General features: G+C 63.6%; 15 protein-coding genes, 1 tRNA gene, 1 rRNA gene and 1 riboswitch. Of the genes, 7 read left to right on the top strand and 10 right to left on the bottom strand.

What is annotated here, in order from left to right:
* Positions 1-12: 12 nt before the first annotated feature.
* A tRNA-Ile gene (locus tag IVA75_RS06660) sits at positions 13-89 on the bottom strand.
* A 188-nt stretch (positions 90-277) separates the two neighbouring features.
* A 16S ribosomal RNA gene (locus IVA75_RS06655) occupies positions 278-1766 on the bottom strand.
* A gap of 1029 nt (positions 1767-2795) precedes the next feature.
* On the opposite strand from IVA75_RS06655, the gene IVA75_RS06650 reads away from it, so the two are divergent.
* Positions 2796-4859: a M23 family metallopeptidase gene (locus IVA75_RS06650; protein ID WP_027565592.1), complete on the top strand. Its 2064-nt coding sequence runs from the start codon at positions 2796-2798 to the stop codon at positions 4857-4859.
* A 156-nt stretch (positions 4860-5015) separates the two neighbouring features.
* Positions 5016-6635: an SMP-30/gluconolactonase/LRE family protein gene (locus IVA75_RS06645; protein WP_027565593.1), complete on the top strand. Its 1620-nt coding sequence runs from the start codon at positions 5016-5018 to the stop codon at positions 6633-6635.
* 185 nt (positions 6636-6820) lie between these two features.
* On the opposite strand, the gene clpB is transcribed toward IVA75_RS06645, so the two are convergent.
* Positions 6821-9460 carry an ATP-dependent chaperone ClpB gene (clpB, locus tag IVA75_RS06640; protein ID WP_247285844.1) on the bottom strand — a complete coding sequence of 880 codons (2640 nt, stop codon included), beginning with the start codon at positions 9458-9460 and terminating at the stop codon, positions 6821-6823.
* Between the two features lie 257 nt (positions 9461-9717).
* Between clpB and IVA75_RS06635 the strand changes: the two genes are divergently transcribed.
* A complete protein-coding gene (locus IVA75_RS06635; RefSeq protein ID WP_247285843.1) occupies positions 9718-10506 on the top strand; it encodes an MOSC domain-containing protein in 789 nt (262 codons plus the stop codon).
* Between the two features lie 114 nt (positions 10507-10620).
* On the opposite strand, the gene IVA75_RS06630 is transcribed toward IVA75_RS06635, so the two are convergent.
* Positions 10621-11517: a TIGR02594 family protein gene (locus IVA75_RS06630; protein WP_247285842.1), complete on the bottom strand. Its 897-nt coding sequence runs from the start codon at positions 11515-11517 to the stop codon at positions 10621-10623.
* 200 nt (positions 11518-11717) lie between these two features.
* Between IVA75_RS06630 and IVA75_RS06625 the strand changes: the two genes are divergently transcribed.
* Positions 11718-12581, top strand: a complete 864-nt coding sequence (locus IVA75_RS06625; RefSeq protein ID WP_247285841.1) for an alpha/beta hydrolase — start codon at positions 11718-11720, stop codon at positions 12579-12581.
* 24 nt (positions 12582-12605) lie between these two features.
* Here IVA75_RS06625 and metW read toward each other — a convergent pair whose 3' ends face one another.
* Together metW and IVA75_RS06615 are read right to left on the bottom strand one after the other, a co-directional pair.
* On the bottom strand, positions 12606-13268 hold the full coding sequence (metW, locus tag IVA75_RS06620; protein ID WP_007597293.1) for a methionine biosynthesis protein MetW: 663 nt from the start codon (positions 13266-13268) through the stop codon (positions 12606-12608).
* Positions 13269-13281: 13 nt separating this feature from the next.
* Positions 13282-14484, bottom strand: coding sequence for a homoserine O-acetyltransferase (locus tag IVA75_RS06615; RefSeq protein ID WP_027565598.1), 1203 nt, complete (start codon positions 14482-14484; stop codon positions 13282-13284).
* Positions 14485-14574: 90 nt separating this feature from the next.
* Positions 14575-14654, bottom strand: a riboswitch (SAM riboswitch).
* A 204-nt stretch (positions 14655-14858) separates the two neighbouring features.
* Between IVA75_RS06615 and IVA75_RS06610 the strand changes: the two genes are divergently transcribed.
* The 3 genes from IVA75_RS06610 to IVA75_RS06600 are packed head-to-tail and all read left to right on the top strand — an operon-like array spanning position 14859 to position 17771.
* The gene (locus tag IVA75_RS06610) at positions 14859-15707 is read left to right on the top strand and encodes a chorismate mutase (protein ID WP_247285840.1); all 849 of its coding nucleotides are present in this window, start codon (positions 14859-14861) and stop codon (positions 15705-15707) included.
* 34 nt (positions 15708-15741) lie between these two features.
* Positions 15742-16836 carry a histidinol-phosphate transaminase gene (gene hisC, locus IVA75_RS06605; RefSeq protein ID WP_247285839.1) on the top strand — a complete coding sequence of 365 codons (1095 nt, stop codon included), beginning with the start codon at positions 15742-15744 and terminating at the stop codon, positions 16834-16836.
* Positions 16833-17771: a prephenate/arogenate dehydrogenase family protein gene (locus IVA75_RS06600; protein WP_027565601.1), complete on the top strand. Its 939-nt coding sequence runs from the start codon at positions 16833-16835 to the stop codon at positions 17769-17771. Before hisC ends, IVA75_RS06600 begins: the two co-directional genes overlap by 4 nt.
* 114 nt (positions 17772-17885) lie before the next feature.
* On the opposite strand, the gene IVA75_RS06595 is transcribed toward IVA75_RS06600, so the two are convergent.
* The 4 genes from IVA75_RS06595 to IVA75_RS06580 all read right to left on the bottom strand — a co-directional run bounded on the left by IVA75_RS06595 (position 17886) and on the right by IVA75_RS06580 (position 22922).
* Positions 17886-19454: a hypothetical protein gene (locus tag IVA75_RS06595; protein WP_247285838.1), complete on the bottom strand. Its 1569-nt coding sequence runs from the start codon at positions 19452-19454 to the stop codon at positions 17886-17888.
* Positions 19455-19733: 279 nt separating this feature from the next.
* A complete protein-coding gene (locus IVA75_RS06590) occupies positions 19734-19961 on the bottom strand; it encodes a hypothetical protein (RefSeq protein ID WP_027565603.1) in 228 nt (75 codons plus the stop codon).
* 192 nt (positions 19962-20153) lie between these two features.
* Positions 20154-21497: a GDSL-type esterase/lipase family protein gene (locus IVA75_RS06585; protein ID WP_247285837.1), complete on the bottom strand. Its 1344-nt coding sequence runs from the start codon at positions 21495-21497 to the stop codon at positions 20154-20156.
* A gap of 240 nt (positions 21498-21737) precedes the next feature.
* Entirely contained in the window at positions 21738-22922 is a 1185-nt protein-coding gene (locus tag IVA75_RS06580) for a DUF2125 domain-containing protein (protein ID WP_247285835.1), read from the bottom strand.
* Between the last annotated feature and the right edge of the window lie 54 nt (positions 22923-22976).

Here is a 22976-nt window from a genome sequence, read left to right as displayed (position 1 = left end):
ACTCGATGAGTGTGGTGGGCCTGGGAAGACTTGAACTTCCGACCTCACGCTTATCAAGCGCGCGCTCTAACCAACTGAGCTACAAGCCCCTAACGCATATCCAGTCAAGGACCAGGGATTCTGCAAGGTTGCAGCCCCAGCGCGTGTTCGTCCGCGAAGAAAGAGAAACGAAGACGGCGAAATCCCGCCAATGCAGCTCAACGATCCTGACGACCGTTGGCCACTGATGTTTCTAAAACGGTTCGATAGAAGCAAGCTTCTGAAGAACCATCCTTAGAAAGGAGGTGATCCAGCCGCAGGTTCCCCTACGGCTACCTTGTTACGACTTCACCCCAGTCGCTGACCCTACCGTGGCCGGCTGCCTCCATTGCTGGTTAGCGCACCGTCTTCAGGTAAAACCAACTCCCATGGTGTGACGGGCGGTGTGTACAAGGCCCGGGAACGTATTCACCGTGGCGTGCTGATCCACGATTACTAGCGATTCCAACTTCATGGGCTCGAGTTGCAGAGCCCAATCCGAACTGAGACGGCTTTTTGAGATTTGCGAAGGGTTGCCCCTTAGCGTCCCATTGTCACCGCCATTGTAGCACGTGTGTAGCCCAGCCCGTAAGGGCCATGAGGACTTGACGTCATCCCCACCTTCCTCGCGGCTTATCACCGGCAGTCTCCTTAGAGTGCTCAACTAAATGGTAGCAACTAAGGACGGGGGTTGCGCTCGTTGCGGGACTTAACCCAACATCTCACGACACGAGCTGACGACAGCCATGCAGCACCTGTGTTCCAGGCTCCGAAGAGAAGGTCACATCTCTGCGACCGGTCCTGGACATGTCAAGGGCTGGTAAGGTTCTGCGCGTTGCGTCGAATTAAACCACATGCTCCACCGCTTGTGCGGGCCCCCGTCAATTCCTTTGAGTTTTAATCTTGCGACCGTACTCCCCAGGCGGAATGCTTAAAGCGTTAGCTGCGCCACTAGTGAGTAAACCCACTAACGGCTGGCATTCATCGTTTACGGCGTGGACTACCAGGGTATCTAATCCTGTTTGCTCCCCACGCTTTCGTGCCTCAGCGTCAGTATCGGGCCAGTGAGCCGCCTTCGCCACTGGTGTTCTTGCGAATATCTACGAATTTCACCTCTACACTCGCAGTTCCACTCACCTCTCCCGAACTCAAGATCCTCAGTATCAAAGGCAGTTCTGGAGTTGAGCTCCAGGATTTCACCCCTGACTTAAAGACCCGCCTACGCACCCTTTACGCCCAGTGATTCCGAGCAACGCTAGCCCCCTTCGTATTACCGCGGCTGCTGGCACGAAGTTAGCCGGGGCTTATTCTTGCGGTACCGTCATTATCTTCCCGCACAAAAGAGCTTTACAACCCTAGGGCCTTCATCACTCACGCGGCATGGCTGGATCAGGCTTGCGCCCATTGTCCAATATTCCCCACTGCTGCCTCCCGTAGGAGTTTGGGCCGTGTCTCAGTCCCAATGTGGCTGATCATCCTCTCAGACCAGCTACTGATCGTCGCCTTGGTGAGCCATTACCTCACCAACTAGCTAATCAGACGCGGGCCAATCTTTCGGCGATAAATCTTTCCCCGTAAGGGCTTATCCGGTATTAGCACAAGTTTCCCTGTGTTGTTCCGAACCAAAAGGTATGTTCCCACGCGTTACTCACCCGTCTGCCGCTGACGTATTGCTACGCCCGCTCGACTTGCATGTGTTAAGCCTGCCGCCAGCGTTCGCTCTGAGCCAGGATCAAACTCTCAAGTTGGACTTGAACTTTGAACCGGCTGATCACAACGTTTTGACGAGGTCCCACCATTTTTCATCGACCGAAGTCGATGAGCTGCCCGCGATTCACATCGCTGGCAACGATGGTGTAACCTTAAAACGTGTACCGCCGAAGTCTTTCGTCCGGTCCCGATCCAAAAAGCCGAAGCTCTTTAAATGCGAGACCCGCAAGGACTCCGCCGTCCACGTTTCTCTTTCTTCATCTTCACTTGTCAAACAGCCCGGGACCAGGAGGCCCCAACCTTCCAGAGAGGAAGGGTTCCGACACCCTTACCGACGATGGATGAACTCCAATCGACTTACGTCGACTGTTGTGTCACTCAACAAGGTGAGGAGCATCAGTGGCGCGTTCGCTCGCCTTGGTCAGTGACCCGGCGGCGCCGCGCTCAGTGGTCGGGTTATAGGCCCCACCCATCGGGGTTGTCAACGACCATTGTCAGAAAATCGTCGCACGGTGGATTGTAGAAAAAATCTGCGCGATTACAGCGGGTTAGAAGGACGCCGAGCGGCTGGATCGCGCCAGCGCGGAGAAAAAACTCAAAAAAAGTTTGGGCCCGAGGGGGGTCCGGAGGCGGCATGGAGGCGCCTTGAACGCGGCTGGGAGCCCCCGCCCCTGGAAGGCCCCTGGCGCCCAGTCGTTCGGGAAACTTTTCCATATTAGGCGCCGTACTTGAGCCACAATCCCCCGGCGTTCTGATACAGACAAAGCTTGAATCGCAGGGATGCCAGTGGGGGCTGCCGGCGGTTTGTGTGGGGTCAGAGGGAGGCGATCATCCGATGAAGCAGCCTTCTTCAGACATTCGAGACACATCGAGAGATCTTTTTCCGCTTAGCTGTTCGTAATTTCGGCCGGTCCGTCATCTGGGCCTTCTGACCGCGGACGCCTATGCGGCTTGCCTTTTCCGGAGACGCCCCGAAGAGGGCGGCGTAAGGAGGGGCTCGAAACAGGGCTGCTCAGAACGGGGATGCTCGAAATCGGGCTCTCGGGTCGTTGATTGGGGGACTTGGGTTGAACCACAGGACGTCACGCGGCGCTTACGGGCGTGAGACCGGGATCATCGATCTCGGCCACGAGCCGCCGCTGTCCGTCGATGGTTCCGAAGCTGCGGTCATCGATCGCCGCCGCGTCTCGGTGCAATGGTTCAGCGGGACAATTCTAACCGGACTTTGCGGCGCAGCCCTGATCGGCGGCGCCGTTTTCGCTTCGCTCGACGGCGAGATGACCTTCGCCAAGGTGCCGGAGCGCGTCGAAGGCGCGCTGCGCGGCGCATTCGGCGCAGCCGACCGCGCCGCCACGCTGCACAAGAGCGACCGCCTGCCGCCGCCGAACGAATCCACGGCCTCGCGCAACATCGTGCGCGTCTCGACCGTCGCCCGCGTCGGCAACCGCGACGTGATGCGGGTACGTCCCTTCATCCGGATCGCCGGCAATCTGTCGATGACGACGAGCGACCTGTCGGCGAAGATCCCGCCGTTCAACGCCCAGCGCCTTCTCACCGATGTCGGCTCCGATCCGAAGGCGGCATCCGAGGATCCCAACAATCCGGAAGCCGTCGAACCCGACGCCGAGGTCTCCTTCGTCACCAAGGACCTCTCCCAGGTGCTGCCGAAAGCCAAGATTTCCGCAGTGGTGGCGCTCGACGACATCCTGATGCGGGTCCGCGATGCCGCCAATTGGCGCGGCAATGGCGGAGTGCGCTACGCCGCGCTCTCCAATGCTGCGGCCGACGTCTCCGGCGCGACCGGCCCGTCCGACATTAGAAGCGCCTACGCCACCGAAGTGTCGCCGTCCGATCCCTATGCCGGCTTCGAGACGCGCGTGGTGCCGGAAAATGTCACGCTGCTGCCGAAGACCAAGGAACAGATCACCGGCGGCAATCCCAACGGCGAACGCGTCCACGTGGTCAAGAAGGGCGACAGCGTCGCCGGCGTGCTGCGCGATCTCGGCGCCACGGCCGAGGAGATCAAGGCGATCACCGCGACGCTCGGTCCGCGCGGCCGCGACGGCGGCCTGAAGGAAGGCGAGAAGCTGCGCATCCTGATGGCGCCCGCAAGCCCCGGCGCCCGTCTGCAGCCCTACCGCGTCGTCATCGCCAACGAGACCATGGTCGAGGCGATCGCGGCGCTGTCCGATCTCGGCAAATACGTCGCGGTCGACGTTTCCAGCATGAATACCGTCGCCGACGCGGCGGCGAACGCCAACAGCGACGACGATGACGACGATGACGGCACGGGCGTGCGGCTCTACCAGAGCATCTACGAGACCGCGATGCGCAACAAAGTGCCGATGCCCGTCATCGACGACATGATCAAGATCTACTCCTACGACGTCGATTTCCAGCGCAAGGTGGCGCCGGGCGATTCATTCGACGTGTTCTACGCCGGCGAAGACGAAGGCGTGACGGCGAGCGAAAAGAACGACGTGCTGTTCGCTTCGCTCACGCTCGGCGGCGAGACCAAGAAATACTACCGCTACCAGAGCCCCGACGACGGCGTCGTCGACTACTATGACGAGACCGGCAAGAGCGCGAAGAAGTTCCTGGTGCGCAAGCCCGTCAACAACGCCATCATGCGCTCCGGCTTCGGCGGCCGCCGTCACCCCATCCTCGGCTACGTGAAGATGCATACCGGCGTCGACTGGGCGACCTCCTATGGCACGCCGATCTTCGCCTCCGGCAACGGCGTGATCGAGAAGGCCGGCCCCGAAGGCGGCTACGGTAAATACATCCGCATCAAGCATAACAACGGCTACGAGACCGCCTATGGCCATATGTCGGCCTTCGCCAAGGGCATGGAGCCCGGCAAGAAGGTGCGGCAGGGCCAGGTGATTGGCTTCGTCGGTTCGACCGGCGCGTCGACCGGCCCGCACGTCCACTACGAAATCCTAGTCAACGGCCGCTTCGTCGATCCGCTCCGTGTGAAACTGCCGCGCGGCCGCTCGCTGGAAGGCCCGATGCTGGCCGGCTTCGAGAAGGAGCGCGACCGGCTCGACGGCATGATGAGCGGCCGCGCCGGCGCCATCGCCCGGATGTCGGACGCAACCGGCGGTCCGTTGCAGGTCACCAACAGGTAAAAGCCGGCGACCGGCCGAGATCGGCCGATCATCTTCAAACACGATCCGGTTTTGACGTTGTCGCGCGGAGCTCGCCTGGCGGCATCACAACGTCAAGTTTCGTTTGCCAAAGCGGCATGAGGAGCGAATACTTTCCAAAAAACGGGAGGTCTCGCCATGAAGAACAGGCTCGCCTGCGCAGCCTTCGTTGCTGCGATTGTCTCCGCCACCAGTGTTTCGGCCGAAAACTGGGAGGTCACCAAGCTCGTCCCCGGCTCGGCGTTCCACGGCGTGCACGGGCTTGCGATCGACAAGGCCGGCCATCTGTTTGCCGGCAGCGTCGCGGGCGCGGCGCTCTACGAGGTCGACATCGCCGGCGGTACCGCCAAGGTTGCAATCCCCGCTCCGGTCGGAATGGCCGACGACATCGCATTCGCGCCCGACGGCACCATGGCCTGGACCGGCTTCCTGGCCGGCGATCTCTACTCGCGCAAGGGCGACGGCCCGATCAAGAAGCTCGCTTCCGGCCTTCCCGGCATCAATTCGCTCGCCTTCCGCAAGGATGGCAGGCTGTACGCCACCACCGTCTTCCTCGGCGACACGCTCTATGAGATCGACGTCGAGGGCGTCAAACCACCGCGCCAGATCATGGAGAAGATGGGCGGCCTCAACGGCTTCGAGTTCGGTCCCGACGACAAGCTCTACGGTCCGCTCTGGTTCAAGGGGCAGGTCGCAAGGGTCGACGTCGACAAGGCCGAGCTGACCGTCGTCGCCGACGGCTTCAAGGTCCCGGCCGCGGTGAACTTCGATTCCAAGGGCAATCTCTGGGTGGTCGACACCGCCCTCGGCCAGCTCGTCCGCCTCGATCCGAACTCGGGCGCCAAGACCATGATGGCGCAATTGAAGCCGTCGCTGGACAATCTCGCAATCGACGACAAGGACCGGATCTACGTCTCCAACATGGCCGACAACGGCATCCAGGAGGTCGATCCCGCGACCGGCCAGGCGCGGCAGGTCATCATCGGCAAGCTCGCTTTGCCCGGCGGCATCGGCGTCACGTCGGAGAACGGCAAGGATACGATCCACGTCGCCGACGTGTTCGCCTATCGCACGGTGGACGGCGCGACCGGCGAGGTCACCGAGAAGGCCCGCATGCACGCCGCCGGCGTCACGCTCGAATATCCGATGAGCGCGACGGCGAAGGGCAACGATGTGGTCCTGTCGAGCTGGTTCACCGGCACGGTGCAGGTGATCGACGGTAAGACCGGCGCCACGCGCGACATGCTGCACGGCTTCAAGGCGCCGCATGACGCGCTCGTGCTCGCGGACGGCAGCATCCTGGTGGCCGAGCTCGGCACCAAATCGCTGGTCCGCGTCAGCGGCGAGCACGGCAAGGACCGCACCACGCTGATCGGCGGACTCGAGGGTCCGGTCGGGCTGGTCGCCGGATCGCGCGGCGAGGTCTATGCCACCGAAGCCTTTTCCGGCGTCGTCTCGATGATCGAAAGCAACGGCGAGAAGACGGTCATCGCCAAGGACCTGAAAATGCCCGAAGGCATCGCACGCGCCAGCGACGGCAAGCTGATCGTGGCGGAGGTCGGCGCGAAGCGGTTGATCGAGATCGCACCGGAGAGCGGCACGATCACCGAGATCGCGGCCAATCTCCCGATCGGCCTGAGCGGTGCGCCCGGAGGGCTGCCGACGCATATCCCGACGGGCGTTGGCATCGGGGAATCCGGCACGATCTATTTCTCTTCTGACATCGAGAACGCGATCTACAAGGTCACGAAGAAATAAGTCCCCGCGCGTCGAAATTGTAGGTGGATTGCATATGCCGGCAGGGCCGCACCGCAAAGATTGCACGTCCTAGCCAGACCACACTCCGGCTGCAGCAACATCGTCAACAACCCGCAAAACAAACCGCCCCGGAGAGATTGACCTCTCCGGGGCGGCTTTTTGCTTCAGGCTTGGATTGCCGGCGCTCAGTTCAGCTTCCGCTTCGACACCGGCGCCTCGAACTGGGCGATCTCCGCGGTCTGCGGCGCCTTGCCGTTGAAGGTCAGCACGTTGCCTTCGGACGAGATCGCAACGGTATCGCCGTCCTTGACGTCGCCGGCCAGGATCATCTCGGCGAGCGGATCCTGGACGTGACGCTGGATCACGCGCTTGAGCGGCCGTGCGCCGTACGCGGGATCCCAGCCCTTGGCGGCGAGCCAGTCGCGGCCCGCAGCGTCGAGCGTCAGCACGATCTTGCGATCGGTCAAGAGCTTCTGCAGCCGCGCGAACTGGATCTCGACGATCCGGCCCATCTCGCTCCTCTGCAAGCGATGGAACAGGATGATCTCGTCGACGCGGTTCAAGAACTCTGGCCTGAAGTGCGACCGCACCATTCCCATCACCTGCTCGCGCACAGCCGAGGTGTCCTCGCCCTCCGGCTGGTTCACCAGAAACTCCGAACCGAGGTTCGAGGTCATGATGATCAGCGTGTTGCGGAAGTCGACGGTGCGGCCCTGGCCGTCGGTGAGGCGGCCGTCGTCGAGCACCTGCAACAGCACGTTGAACACGTCAGGATGCGCCTTCTCGATCTCGTCGAACAGCACGACCTGGTAGGGCCGGCGCCGCACCGCTTCGGTGAGCGCACCGCCCTCGTCATAACCGACATAGCCCGGAGGCGCGCCGATCAGCCGCGAGACCGAGTGCTTCTCCATGTACTCGGACATGTCGAGCCGGACCATCGCGGTTTCGTCGTTGAACAGATACTCGGCGAGTGCTTTCGTCAGCTCGGTCTTGCCGACGCCGGTGGGCCCCAGGAACATGAACGAGCCGGTCGGCCGGTTCGGGTCCTGCAGCCCCGCGCGCGAACGGCGCACGGCGGTCGCGACCGCACGTACGGCTTCGGCCTGGCCGACGACGCGCTTGCCGAGCGAGTCCTCCATCCGCAGGAGCTTGTCTTTCTCGCCTTCCAGCATCTTGTCGACGGGCACGCCGGTCCAGCGCGAGACCACCTGCGCGATGTGGTTGGCGGTGACCGCCTCCTCCATCATCTCGCCGGAGTTCTCCTTGGCCTCGATGTCTGCAAGCTGCTTTTCGAGTTCGGGGATCCGGCCATAGGCCAGCTCGCCGGCCTTCTGGAATTCACCGCGCCGCTGCGCGTTGGCGAGTTCGACCCGTAAGCCGTCGAGCTCGGCCTTCAGCTTCTGGGCGTCGGAGAGCTTGTTCTTCTCCGCGCTCCAGCGTGCGGTGAACGCCGCGGACTTCTCCTCGAGATCGGCCAGCTCCTTCTCCAGGGTCTGCAGGCGGCTCTTCGAACCGGCATCGCTCTCTTTCTTCAATGCTTCCTGCTCGATCTTCAGCCGGATGATTTCCCGATCCATCGAATCCAGCTCTTCCGGCTTGGAATCGACCTGCATCTTGAGCCGCGCGGCCGCCTCGTCCATGAGGTCGATGGCCTTGTCCGGCAGGAAGCGGTCGGTGATGTAGCGGTTGGACAGCGTCGTGGCGGCGACCAGCGCGGAATCGGTGATCCGCACGCCATGGTGCTGCTCGTACTTGTCCTTCAGCCCGCGCAGGATCGAGATCGTGTCCTCGACCGAGGGCTCGCTGACGAAGATCGGCTGGAAACGCCGCGCCAGCGCCGCGTCCTTTTCGACGTGCTTCTGGTACTCGTCGAGCGTGGTGGCGCCGATGCAGTGCAACTCGCCGCGGGCGAGCGCAGGCTTGAGCAGGTTGGACGCGTCCATTGCGCCATCGCCCTTGCCGGCGCCGATCAGCGTGTGCATCTCGTCGATGAACAAGACGAAATTGCCCTCGCTCCCGGTCACCTCCTGCAGCACGGCCTTCAGCCGCTCCTCGAACTCCCCGCGATATTTTGCACCTGCAATCAGCGAGCCAAGGTCGAGCGACAGCAGCTTCTTGTCCTTCAGGCTCTCGGGCACGTCGCCGTTGACGATGCGCAGCGCCAGGCCCTCGGCGATGGCGGTCTTGCCGACACCGGGCTCGCCGATCAGGACGGGATTGTTCTTGGTCCGGCGCGACAGCACCTGGATCGTGCGGCGGATCTCCTCGTCACGGCCGATGACCGGATCGAGCTTGCCGTCGCGCGCCGCCTGGGTGAGGTCGCGGGCATATTTCTTCAGCGCGTCATACGCGTTCTCGGCCGTGGCGGAGTCCGCGGTCCTGCCCTTGCGCAGCGCCTCGATCGCCGCGTTGAGGTTTTGCGGGGTGACGCCGCCCTTGGCCAGGATCGCGCCCGCCTCGCTGGTCTTCTCCAGCGCGAGGCCGAGCAGCAGCCGCTCGACCGTGACAAAGCTGTCGCCGGCCTTCTCGCCGGCCTTTTCGGCGGCGTCGAAGGTGCGGGCGAGCTCAGGCGCCAGATAGATCTGGCCGGCGCCGCCGCCGGAGACCTTCGGTACCTTGTTCAGGGCGTCCTCGGTCGCTTTCAGGATTGCGCGGGAATTGCCGCCGGCACGGTCGATCAGGCCGGCAGCGAGGCCTTCATTGTCGTCCAGCAGCACTTTCAGGACGTGCAGGGTCGAAAACTGCTGGTGCCCTTCGCGCACCGCAAGCGACTGTGCGGACTGGACGAAGCCCCTGGAGCGTTCGGTATATTTTTCGATGTTCATATCGTGGTCTTTCCCTCGGCCTGCCCCTGGAGCCCTCAAAGGCACTCCAAACGGCATCTTCATTGGGTTTCCGATAACCGCATTGACGTTTCTCAACCGGCAACGGTCGTTATTAGCCGGCGCTGGCGCCGGCCTGACCCAGATGTGGGAAGCGAGGCCTCGGACCGGAAGAGGCGAGTTCACAATTTCGTGCGCAGATCCGCCCGCTTGGCGCCGATGGGCCGAATCCCCTAAGTAGCGGCATGACCCCTAGCGCAATGACAGCCAGCCAGACCGCCGAGATCACCGGCCTCTACCGTTATCCGATCAAGGGCCTGACGCCGGAGCCCCTGCCCCGCGTCTCCCTGCGAGCCGGCCAGACCCTGCCCGCCGACCGCCGCTACGCCATTGAGAACGGCCCAAGCGGCTTCGATCCGGAACAGCCGCAGTGGAAGCCGAAGATCCAGTTCCTGATGCTGGCGCGCAATGAGCGGCTGGCTTCGCTCGACAGCCGGTTCGAGGACGCGATCAACCGCCTGACCATCCGCAAGGACGGCCAGATCGTCGCCAGCGGCGATCTCGAGACCGCCGCCGGGCGCGCCGCCATCGAGGACTACTTCGGCCAGAACTTTCAGCCGGAGCTGAAAGGTCCGCCCAAGATCCTGTCCGGCCGCAACCACAGCTTTTCCGACGTCGCCCGCAAGGTCGTGTCCATCATCAATCTCGACAGCGTCCGCGCGCTCGAGACCATGCTCGGCGGCGCCGCCGTCCACCCGCTGCGCTTCCGCGCCAATCTCTACGTGAAGGGCTGGCCGGCCTGGTCCGAGCTCGACCTCGTCGGCCAGACGCTCGCGATCGGACAGGCCCGGCTGCAAGTGGTCAAGCGCATCAAGCGCTGCCCGGCCACCAATGTCGACCCCGAGACCGCCAGGCGCGATCTCGAAATCCCGACCACGCTCTCGAGCAATCTCGGCCACATGGACTGCGGCATCTATGCCGAGGTGATCGCCGACGGCGACATCGGCGTGGGCGACGCGGTTGCGTTGGAAGAGCCGAAGCTGGTGTGACGCGGCGCCGGCGCCACGTACTCCGTCATTGCGAGCGCAGCGAGGCAATCCAGATATCTATCTGCCGAGACGGTCTGGATTGCTTCGTCGCTTCGCTCCTCGCAATGACGGCCGTCAGTTCGGCATCACATACGCATAGATCCGGCCGCGCGAGACTGGTGCTTCGCGAACGCGGTTGCCGTTGTTGCCGGAGATCATGATCGGATTACCCTGCGCGTCGACGCCGGTGATGATGCCGACATGGCCGCCCCGGCCGCCGCGCGACATCACTGCGATGGCGCCGACCTGCGGACCGGAGACGCGCGTCCCGTAATGCGCGAACGAATTCGCCATATCGGAGCCGGTGCCACGGTGACCGGTCTTCTCAAGCACCATGTTCATGAACCGCGCGCACCACAGGCTGCCGCGGCCGGTCGGATTACCGCCGACATAGCGGCGTGCCTCGGATACGAGGCCCGATCCGCCACCGAAGCCGCCGCTGCCCGTGGCGCTATGGGCCACGCCGCCGTCATTCGCGTTAGTGGCCATCCCACCGCCACGCCTCGTGGCGATTCGACGGCTGGCGCTCGTGATCATCCCACCGCTATCGCTGGTAACCATTCCTGCGTTGCCCCTCATGGCCATTCCACCGCTGCCGCTCATAGCCATTCCACCGCTGCCGCTCATAGCCATTCCACCGCTGCCGCTCATAGCCATTCCACCGCTGCCGCTCATAGCCATTCCACCGCTGCCGCTCATGGCGATGCCGCCGCTATTGGCGTTCGGGTCATAGCTGGCGAAGGTGTTGCTGAAGCCGCTCGCCTGCAATTGCGCCGCGCCGCGATCGAAGCGCGAGCTGCGTGCATGCCGGTAATGATGATGTCTGCTGGCGTGATGCGCGTAAGCGTGGCGCTCTGCGCTATGACGATGAGGTCGTGCTGACGCCGGAGAAGTGAAGGCGGCGACCGCCGCGAAAAAAACAGCCAGCGCGACGACACAGCGCGACAGGCGAGACGCAAACAACTCGAACATTCTTCATCCTTCGTTGACACCCCCACTTCCCAATCGGCCCGTGCGGTGGCCGACATCCGCGGGCTGTATCAGTATCCTGATGTGGCGAGAACAAGACGCGGTCGCGGAGATTTTCGACGATGATTAATAAGTGTTAGGGTCGTATGCGCCCACCGCAGGACGGCATTCCAATGCCGCAGCCACCTCAGGGAGAAAACCGGATGCCTCACGCCCTCACGAAGGACAATTGTCGCCTCTATTTCGAAGAAGCAGGCACCGGCACGCCGATTATTTTTCTGCACGAATTCGCGGCCGACTACACCAATTGGGAGCCGCAGATGCGCTACTTTTCGCGCGGCCATCGCTGCATCACCTATTCGGCGCGCGGCTACACGCCATCGGACGTGCCTGATGGCGACGTCTACGGCTACACGCATTTCTATACCGATGCGCTCGCGGTGCTCGATCATCTGAAGATCGATCGCGCGCACTTCGTCGGTCTCTCGATGGGCGCCTATTCGTCGCTCCAGATCGGGCTCAACGCGCCCCAACGTGCGCTGTCGATGACGCTCGCCGGCGTCGGCTCAGGCTCGGAGATCGAGAACCTCGACGCCTGGCGCAAGCAGTGCCGCGCCAACGCGGAGCAATTCGAGATGCTCGGCTCAGCCGAAGTCGCAAAAGTCACGCGCGAGGCGCCGAGCCGGATTCCCTTCCTGGTGAAGGACCCGCGCGGCCACGCCGATTTCTATGCCGCCCTGGCGCGGCACGACGCCAAGGGATCGGCGCGGACGATGCGCGGCTTCCAGGCCGGCCGTCCCTCGATCTTTACGATGACGGACGCGATCAGAGCGGCCACGACGCCGGCACTCATCATCTGCGGCGACGAGGACGATCCGTGCGTGGGCGCAAGCCTGTTCCTGAAGAAGCATCTGCCGGCGGCAGGGCTCGCCATGTTTCCGAAGTCCGGCCACGTCCTCAATCTCGAAGAGCCAGCGCTGTTCAACGAAACGGTGGAACGGTTCGTCACGCTGGTGGAAGCGGGAAGATGGCCGGTGCGCGACCCGAGGTCACTGGCGGCGCATTAGCGCTGCGCTCGCAATGACGAAGAACTACTTCCTGCCGCCGCGCGTCAGCAGAAACACGCCCTGCTCGCCGAACAGATTCCACACCCACCAGGGCATCCGCAGCCGCAGCGGACGGCCGTAGAGGTCGAGCGCCTCGGCACGTTCCATCTTGACGTCGATCGCATCGCAGAGCTCGACGAAATCCTTGATGGTGCAGAAATGGATGTTGGCGGTGTCATACCAGCTTGCCGGCAGGTTCTCCGTGCGCGGCATGTGGCCGCCGATCAGGAGCTGGAGCCGCATCTTCCAGAAGCCGAAATTCGGGAACGACACGATGGCGCGGCGGCCGATGCGCAAGAGATTCTCGAGCACGACCTTGGGCTGCCGCGTCGCCTGCAAGGTTTGCGACAGGATCACGTAGTCAAAGGCGTCATCCGGATAATTCACGAGGTCGGTGTCGGCATCGCCCTGCACCACCGCAAGACCCTTGGCGACGCAGCGGTTGACGCCCTCGCGCGACAGCTCGATGCCGCGGCCGTCGATGCCGCGGGTTTCCAGCAGCTGGAGCAGGTCGCCTTCGCCACACCCGACGTCGAGCACCTTCGAGCCCGGCTTGACCATCTCGGCCACCAGCACATGGTCGGCGCGAAAATCACCGGGCTGCCCGGTCGCAAGGCCGCCCAGCGGCAGCGCTTCCTGTACAGACATGACTAGCCGTCCTTTAAGCTTTCTTGGCGGTGAGCCCGCGCGCCTTGCCTGCCGACTGCAGGAACGCACGGCCGATGTCGAAGAACTCGGGCACGTCGAGGAGGAACGCGTCGTGACCGCGATCGGTCTCGATCTCGGCGAACGACACCCGCGCGCTCGACGCATTCAACGCGTGCACCAGTGCGCGCGATTCCGAGGTCGGGAACAGCCAGTCGCTGGTGAAGGAGACCACGCAGAACCGGGTCTGGATTCCCGCGAACGCCTTCGCCAGCACGCCGCCATGGTCGCCGGCGATGTCGAAATAATCCATCGCGCGGGTCAGATAGAGATAGGAGTTGGCATCGAAGCGTTCGACAAAGGACGAGCCCTGGTAGCGCAGGTAGGACTCGACCTGGAAGTCGGCGTCGAACGAGAAAGTCGGCAGCTCGCGGTCCTGCATCCGCCGTCCGAATTTGCGATGCAGCGCGGCGTCGGAGAGATAGGTGATGTGCGCCGCCATCCGGGCGACAGCGAGCCCACGATGCGGATGGATACCTTGATCGGCATAGCCGCCATGGTGCCAATCGGGATCGGCCATCACCGCCTGGCGGCCAAGCTCGTGGAACGCGATGTTCTGCGCCGAATGTCGTGTCGAGCAGGCGATCGCCAGCGCGGAGAACACCCGGCTCGGATACGCCGCCGTCCATTGCAGCACTTGCATGCCGCCCATCGAGCCGCCGACGACTGCGAACAGCGTGTCGATGCCGAGCCGGTCGATCAGCATCGCCTGCGCGCGCACCATGTCGGGGATGGTGATGACGGGGAAATCGAGGCCCCAAACCTTGCCGGTCGCCGGATTGATCGAAGCCGGACCGGTCGAGCCCATGCAGCCGCCGATCACGTTGGAGCAGATGATAAAATACTCGCTGGGATCGAGCGGTCGGCCCGAGCCGACCAAAGTCTCCCACCAGCCGGGCTTGCCGGTGACAGGGTGCACATTGGCGACGTGCTGGTCGCCGGTCAACGCATGGCAGATCAGGATCGCGTTGGAGCGATCGGCATTCAGCTCGCCATAGGTCTGGTAGGCGATCTGGAACGGGCTGAGATCGACACCGCAATCGAGCCGCAGCGGCTGTTCCAAGCCAAACTGCGCGACGTGCGAACTCGGATGATCCACCTCGTGCGACCGCTCGTCGGCGGTGATCGCGGGACTCGGAATTGACTGGACGCCAACCATCTGACCATCGACCTCGTTTGCGGTCGTCGTGGTGACCGCATTGACATCAGGCCATGAAAAACCCGGCCTGAACGATAGGTTCGGCCGGGATCGAAAGCGTCCCCGGCCTGTTTAGCGAGTTTTTTAACGTGGCTGCAAGCCGGCCGGCTCAAATGACCACGGAACGGGTAAAAACTACCGTCTTGGACGGTTTTCGTCAAGTCACGGCCCGGATCAGCCAAATTCGCCTGTCGCGCCACGGGCGGAAAGGGCCCGATTTCCCTTTGCATTTCTCTTTGCTTTCGCAGCCCCGACTGCCTAATCAGGATATCCATCACAGCGGTGACGGCTCGACTGATCCGCATTGGAACGCCTCTCAACAGCACCTGTCAGACATGTCCCAACGTCCGCCCGCGCCACCATCACTCCAGGAATTGCGCAAGGAGATCGACGCGATCGACGAGGGCATGCATCGCCTGCTGATGCAACGCGGCGACATCATCGACCGCCTGATCCATGTGAAGCAGACCCAGGAGGTCGGCTCGGCGTTCCGCCCGGCACGTGAGGCCTCCATGATGCGCGACCTCGTGCAGCGTCATCGCGGCATCCTGCCGCTCGATACGGTCGAGAGCATCTGGCGCGTCATCATCGCGACCTTCACCTATGTCCAGGCCCCGTTCTCGGTGCACGCCGACATCTCGGCGAGCGAGCCGGCCATGCGCGATTCCGCGCGATTCCATTTCGGCTTCACGGTGCCTTACGTCGCGCATTTCAGCGCGCAGGCGGCGGTCGAGGCCGTCGCGAAGTCCAAGGGCGATCTGGCGCTGGTCTCGGCGACTTCGAGCCGCACGCCGTGGTGGCTGTCGCTGGAAGAAGCCGGCGCACCAAAGATCATCGCGCGGCTGCCCTTTGTCGAGCGCGCCGACCATCCGGCGGCGTTGCCCGTGTTCGCGGTCTCGCGCGTCGCCGACAGCGCCCTGGTGACGGAGGTCGAGACCTTCAGCGTCCGCGTCTCTGGGTGGAATGCGGAGGTCGCGCGCGCCCTGTCGCCGCTCGCCGAGATCGTGGCGGTGCCCGACACCGCCTTCGACGGTGCCGCGCTGCTGGTCTCGGTCACCGCGACAAGCAACATCGACAAGATCAAGGCTGCCCTGATCGAAGCGGGGGCCTCGGTGCGCTCCACGGCCCTCGTCGGCAGCCACGCAACGCGCTATACGGTGCCCCCGACCGGGTCGAAATCGTAAGTCGCGAAACGCTTAAGCCAGTCCGGAGTTGAAGATGTCCCGCCCCGTGCCGAATCCCGGCATTCTCGATATTGCACCCTACACGCCCGGCAAGACTCCAGTGGCAGAGCCCGGCCGCAAGGTGTTCAAGCTTTCGGCCAACGAGACGCCGTTCGGGCCCTCGCCGAAGGCGATCGAGGCGTTCAAGAACGTGGCGGATCATCTGGAAGACTATCCGGAAGGGACCTCGCGCGTGCTGCGCGAAGCGATCGGGCGCACCTTCGGGCTCGATCCCAACCGCATCATCTGCGGCGCCGGCTCGGACGAGATCCTCAACCTGCTCGCCCACACCTATCTCAGCCACGGTGACGAGGCGATCTCGACCACGCATGGCTTCCTGGTCTACCCGATCGCGACCATGGCGGTCGGCGCGAAGAATGTCATCGCGGCCGAGAAGAACCTCACCTGCGATGTCGACGCCATCCTCAAGGCGGTGACGCCGAAGACAAAGCTGGTCTGGCTCGCCAACCCCAACAACCCGACCGGCACCTATGTGCCGTTCGACGAGGTCAAGCGCCTGCGCGCCGGCCTGCCCTCGCACGTGCTGCTGGTGCTGGACGCAGCCTATTGCGACTACGTCTCGCGCAACGATTACGAGATGGGGATCGAGCTGGTCGCGACCACCGAAAACACGGTGGTGACCCACACCTTCTCCAAGATCCATGGTCTTGCGGCACTGCGCATCGGCTGGATGTTCGGCCCCGAGCACATCATCGATGCGGTCAACCGCATCCGAGGTCCCTTCAACGTATCGACGCCGGCCATGTACGCCGCCGTTGCCGCGATCGAGGACACCGCGCACCAGGCCATGTCGAAGCAGTTCACCGAGACCTGGCGCAACTGGCTGACCGAGGAGATCGGCAAGCTCGGGCTGAAGGTGACGCCGAGCGTCGCCAATTTCGTGCTGATCCACTTCCCGACCGAGGGCAAGACCTCGGACGCAGCCGACGCCTTCCTCACCAGGCGCGGGCTGGTGCTGCGCGGCTTGAAGAACTACGGCCTGCCGCATTCGCTGCGCATGACCATCGGCACCGAGGAGGCCAACCGCCTCGTCGTCGAGGGCCTGCGCGACTTCATGGCCGGACGATGAGCGCGACCCCGCACTTCCAGCGCGTCGCGCTGATCGGCTTCGGCCTGATCGGCGGCTCGATCGCGCGCGCCGCGAAGCTCCAGGGCCTGGCTTCCGAGATCGTCACCACCGCGCGCTCGGAGAAGACGCGCGCACGCGTGATGGAGCTCGGCATCGTCGATCAGGTCGTGGCGACCAATGCAGAAGCCGTGAAGGACGCCGATCTCGTTATCCTCTGCATTCCCGTCGGCGCCTGCGGCCCGGTGGCGCAGGAGATCGCCCCGCATCTCAAGCCCGGCGCGATCATCTCCGACGTCGGCTCGGTCAAGGGCGCCATCGTCAGGGATATGGCGCCGCATCTGCCGAAAGGTATCCATTTCGTGCCGGCGCATCCCGTCGCAGGCACCGAGCATTCGGGCCCCGATTCCGGCTTCGCCGAGCTCTTCATCAACCGCTGGTGCATCCTCACCCCGCCGGAGGGCGTTGATGCGGCTGCCACCGATCGCCTGCGTGCGTTCTGGGCGGCGATGGGCGCCAAGGTCGAAATCATGACGCCGGATCATCATGATCTCGTGCTCGCGATCACCAGCCATCTGCCGCATCTGATCGCCTACACCATCGTCGGCACCGCCGACGAGCTGGCGCAGGTGACGGAGTCCGAGGTCATCAAGTTCTCCGCCGGCGGCTTTCGCGACTTCACGCGCATCGCGGCATCCGATCCGACGATGTGGCGCGACGTCTTCCTCGCCAACAAGGAAGCCGTGCTGGAGATGCTCGGCACCTTCACCGAGGATCTGGCAAAGCTCACCCGCGCGATCCGCCGCGGCGACGGCGAGGCACTGTTCGACCACTTCACCCGCACCCGCGCCATCCGCCGCGGCATCGTCGAAATCGGCCAGGACTCGGCCGCGCCCGACTTCGGCCGGCCGCACGCGCAGCTCGGCAACAAGCCGTAGCACTGAAGTAGCCCGGATGGAGCGCAAGCGTAATCCGGGACCGCCGTCGCTTGAGACAGGATTCCCGGATTGCGCTTCGCTCCATCCAGGCTACGAGCCCGCGTGGCTCCGTGATTAGAACGGATAGTACCGGATCTGCGTCATGACGACGTTGTCGTCTGTCTTCGGCGCACCGCCGACGCCCGCGAACGCGAACCGCTGCGTGTAGGAATATTGCAGGCCGGCTTTGAGCGTGCCGTAACTGCCCTGGTAGATTGTGTCGTAGACTCCCGCCGTGATCTGCCGGACCTCCCTGGTGTTGCCGTTGCAGGTCGCGGCCGGCGAGTTCTCGGTCAAGCAGCCGGTGTTGTTGTAGAGCGGATTGCCGTAGCCGAAGGGCACCGTTCCAACATTGGCGAAATTCGCCTTGGCCTTTTCGAGGCCTGCATAGGAGTAGACATCGAGGCTGGGCGTCGCGTGCCAGATCAGGCCGACGGCGGCCGCCGTGATCGTCAGCGGGAGGATGGTGCCGTCCTGCGCCACCGCCGCGTCGGGGAACGGCGTTGCCGTGAAGCGGCCGAGCACGCCGTGCGAGCCATAGAGCTGAAGATCGAGGGTTTTCGGAATCAGCTCGGCGAAGATGTGTCCACCGAAGCTTCCGGTGTCGTAGGTGTGGTTGGCGTTGTTGAAGCGATCGAACAGCTGGCGGTAGAGCGCCCACGCCTCGACATGCAGCTTGGTGGGCCCGAGCCGTGGGTCCCACGCTGCCTTGACGGTGATGTCGGGCACCTGATTCAGACTGACATTGTTGAGGTTGTTGAAGAAGCTGCCGCCGGGACCGGTCAGATTGACCTGAAGGTTCGGGTTCAGCACGCCCTGTGGTCCGATGGCGGGTGTGCCGACGGCCGGGACGTTGCCGCCGAAGAACGCTGTCTGGGCATTCTCGACCGAGGCAGCCAGCTTGAACTCCGGTCCGATGTCCTGCCAGACGCGCAGCCCGGGCTGGCGTGCCGCAAGAAATCCCGGAACGGATTCGAAGTCGATCACGCCGGGCGCATCGACGCCACGAGGATCGATGCCGGACTTGGTCGGCGCGTTGAGCGACCAGGATTGCCCGGCGAGGAAGTGAAGACCGAGATCGCTGCGGTCCAGTTCCAGACTGAGCTGCCGCATGCGCGGATTGAACGAGTTGGTCGCAACCGAGCTCGCCGTCTGAGCCGCACCTTCGAAATCGATCTCGCCATAGCCCGCGAGGTGCGTGTCGGCATCGGCATTGCCCTCGGCCAGCACCGAGAACCTGCTCTGCCGCGCGGAGAAGCGCGTTTCCGGAATGTTGAAGTTGCGGCTCTGCTGATAGGGGATGAAGTTGTAGACCGAGCCGGTATCGGAGGCGAGATTGCGCGAGCGGTAGATACCGGTGAGATCGACCCAGCCACCGAAGGTCAAAGTCACGCCCTTGTAGCAGACCTTGCCGGCCGCACATGGATCGGCGGCGAGCGCCTTGTAACTTGCCGGCAACTGAACGGCCTTCGCCTGCGCTTCAGCCTGCCGCGTCTTGCGCGCCTCCGAGTCCACGCGTTGCTGCAGCTCCTTCAGCTTGGCCTTCAGCGACTGGATTTCGGTTGTGACATTGTCGTCGGCACGCGCCTGCCCGGAACAGGCAGCGAGAATACCCAGCATCAGTCCGCAATTGATGATCCGCACTTGAAGCTTCCTCCATTTGGGAAGTGGATTGGATTCCGCGCGCCGTCTCCGGCGCATGCATGCTTCCCTGGTGTGGAGTGATTTGAATGCGGCTGCGGTTATTCGCGGCGCCGTGCATCTTCTGCATCACGTTTTCCTGACGATCCTGTTCGGAATACTTTTCGTTGGCTGCCGATCCGCACGCGCGATTGTCCAAAGCCACGTTCAAGGCAACGCGCATTGGGCCCGGCCGGGACATGACCGGGCCCAGTTCGCGACGGGCAAGTGGTGGGACGGCGGCTATTTGCCCTTGGTCGCGCGCATCACCGTTGGGCGCGGTGATTTCGGCGAGGGGACGAATGCCATCGTCTCCCGCGTCGTGGGATTCGAGATGTTGCGATCACCATTCGGATACATCGAGGCGTAGGCGGCCGGCTCCTGCGACTGCCATTGCCACTGCGCGAAGGCGGGCGTCGCGATCGCGGCCGAGATGGCGACGACGGCAACGAACAGTTTGGACTTGATCATGATTATCTCTCCTGCCTGGGGCGACCGCATCATCGTGCGGCCGACATGGAGAGAGAGCGGAGTTTGCGGCTCCGCATTCCCGGCGGGTCATCACGATCCGGCGAAGCGGCCGTGAGTTCAGCTCGTAACCCGCATGGAGGGAGTTACGACAACTGAGGGCAGCGAATGGAGAGAGGCGACTCTGAATTCATCCTACTGCTTCGCGCTGCGACCAAACTTTCCCGGCTTGAACAGATCGAGGTCGATGGCCTGTCCCATCGCCAGATATCCGGTGCGGTTGGGATGAAGCTTGTCGCCGGCGCCGCCTGTCGTACTTTCGGGAACGAACTCCGGCTTGAGGCCACCCGAAGCCGGGTCGAGCGTCGCGCGATCAAAATCTATCACACCGTCGAATGTCCCCGAGCTACGGATAAATGCGTTGAGCGCCTTGCGCTTGTCATCCTGCTCGGGAAAACCATGTGCCGCGCTGGTGCTGCCCAATGCCGAAACGACGGTGGCGCCGATGATCCGGGCTTGCGGCCATTTTGCACGTAACCTCGCGACGCCGTCCTTCATCGCGGCAATGACCTGATCGGCGGTAAAATTGCCGTTCTTGCTGAAATCGTTGATGCCTTCCAGCCAGATCAGGCTCGATATGCCGGACAGCGACAGCACGTCGCGATCGAGCCGCTGACCCGAAGCGGGGCCACCCGCGTACGGTTTGTCGGGACCATATTCGGCGGGGCCTGCGATTTGGTTGCCACCGATGCCGCCATTCACGACGGCGACCTTGTTGCCGTAGACCGCCTTCAGGCGACGCGACAGCACGTTGGGCCAGCGATCGTCGCCGTTCATGGTTGAGGCGGTCCCGTCGGTAATCGAATCCCCAAACGCCATGATGGCGAAGGCATCGGCAGGCGCAGTCATCTCGATCGCATCGAGAAAGAACCACGACGCAGTCGCATAGGGGAAGGAAGCCTCGTCTTCGAGGGCGCCCTTCGCGCCGGCGCCCGGCGCACTGACATAGGAAGTAGTCAGCGCTTTGGCGTGCCAGGTCATCGGACCGCTCTGGCCGGCGACATGAAAACTGACCGCAAGCCGGCGGCCGGCGAGATCATCGGGCCGCTTTGCAAACGGCAGCGTGATCGCATCGCTCCAGACCGAATTCCCCGGCGACACCGTAACGGAAGCCGTGCCGGCGAACGTAATGGGAGTGTTGGAGCCGCGGATCAACGCGGCACTACCCGACTGCAGGCCGACGTAAACGCCGTCAAACGTGACGGGTTTGGTGCCGAAGACGTTGCTGAGCCGGATGCGGGCCTGACGGCCCCAGATATCCGGCCGCACGATCAGGCGAAAAGTCTGGTCCCGCGCACCGGCCGCAGGCTCGGGAAACGCGAATTTCTGTTCGGGCTGGGCAGACGGATTGCCGACGGGGTATGGGCCCTGAACCGCGCCCGTCCAGGACACCACCCAATGTTCGCTATCCCTGGCGGTTGCGGTCTGAAGGGAGGCGACGAGCAGCGATGCTGCCACGAGACAATTCAACGCGCGCATTGTTTCCCCCGAACCCCAGATAATCTGGGCGCGACTTTAGAGCCGGCAGTTGGTCTTCAATAGGGCGGCAGAACGCTACCTGTCGAGCCGCAACTGATACACTCCTCGCCCGACGCCGGAGAGGACCTCGCGGGTTGCATCATTGACGCTAACAAGACGCTCCTCGGAAGCCATCTGTTCACAGCTTCAAACGCGTCAGGCGGACCAAGCTGTCCGCCCGGCGATTTATGAATTCACGACCTAATACAGCGGCGGGATCTGGCCGACCTTGACCGGGCCGAGCAGCACGGCGCCGTCGGCGAACTTCAGCGGGAAGCTGCGAGCTTTCTTGCCTTCCAGCGTGCTCTCGGTGCCGATCGAATTGATGCCGGCGGCCACGCCGGCATTGGCGTTCTGCTTGATGACCTTGCCGAGGCCGGGAACGGCGCGGTCGAGCGCACCGAACAGATTGTTGAGGTCCTGCGACTTCACGCCCGGCGCGACGCGATCGAGGGTCGCCTGCGGCACCCCCTCCTCCAGCATCTTCTCGATGCCGAGCGCGGGGATCACGCGCTCGAGGCCCGTCACCGTCATCTGCAATTCGCCATCGAGACGGCCGTTGGCCGAGAGCCCGAGCGTGCCGGCCGCAACCGCGATCATCTCGCCCTGCTGGATCCGGGACTGCACGATCTCGATATGGCCGCCGGCGGCCTGGATCTCGCGGAAGCGCTGCGGCCACGGCTTTGGCGTGAGGTCGGACAGTCCGGTGATCTTCGCCCGCGTGTCGGCCTCGAACGGCTCGGCGAGCAGCGGATGAACGCCCTGGATACTGCCCTGCGCGATCTGGAGCACGGTCTCGATCACGGGATGATCGGACGGCGATCCATCCGCGAGGCGTCCATGCAGCTCGACCTGTTTCGCGCGCGCGAGCGGCACCTGCACGCTGCCGTCGACACGATTGACCGTCGGCTCCTCGAATACGATGGAGGCGCGCTCCGGCACGGCGGGCAGGCCGACCACGCTGCTGCGACCCTTGCTCCAGTTCACCACGAAGGTGCTCTGCGTGACGCCGTCAGTGAGCGTCGCGGGCGCGGTGAATTCCGCGATGACGCGCTTGGGGTCGTAGACCTGCGCGACGACCAGGATGTTGTCGAGCTTCGCCGTGAACGGCGTCTTGCTGGCGTTCTGCGACACCAGGGCGACGCTGGCGCCCGAACACTGGACCTCGAAGCGGAAGGGGAAGCCCGCGATCGAGCGCTTGGCGCAATCATAGACGCGGCCGGATTTGGCCTCCTGCGCGCGCCAGGCATCGGCGGCGATTTCGGCCTGCGACGCCGCATAGAACCAGAAGCCGCTCCACGCCACCGCGAGGATCAGGAGGATGACAGGGGCGATGAAAAGGCCCCAGCGGGAGCGCCGGCGTGCGGCAATGGTCATATCGGACATGCGGCGACCCTTTGACCCCTGATTTTGTCAAATGTAAGCGAGGTTGGCGTGCTC

The organism is Bradyrhizobium sp. 134, from assembly GCF_023074155.1.
Taxonomy (GTDB): Bacteria; Pseudomonadota; Alphaproteobacteria; order Rhizobiales; family Xanthobacteraceae; genus Bradyrhizobium.
Note: the sequence above shows the minus strand (reverse complement) of the source record. Positions and strands in the feature narration are given on the sequence as shown.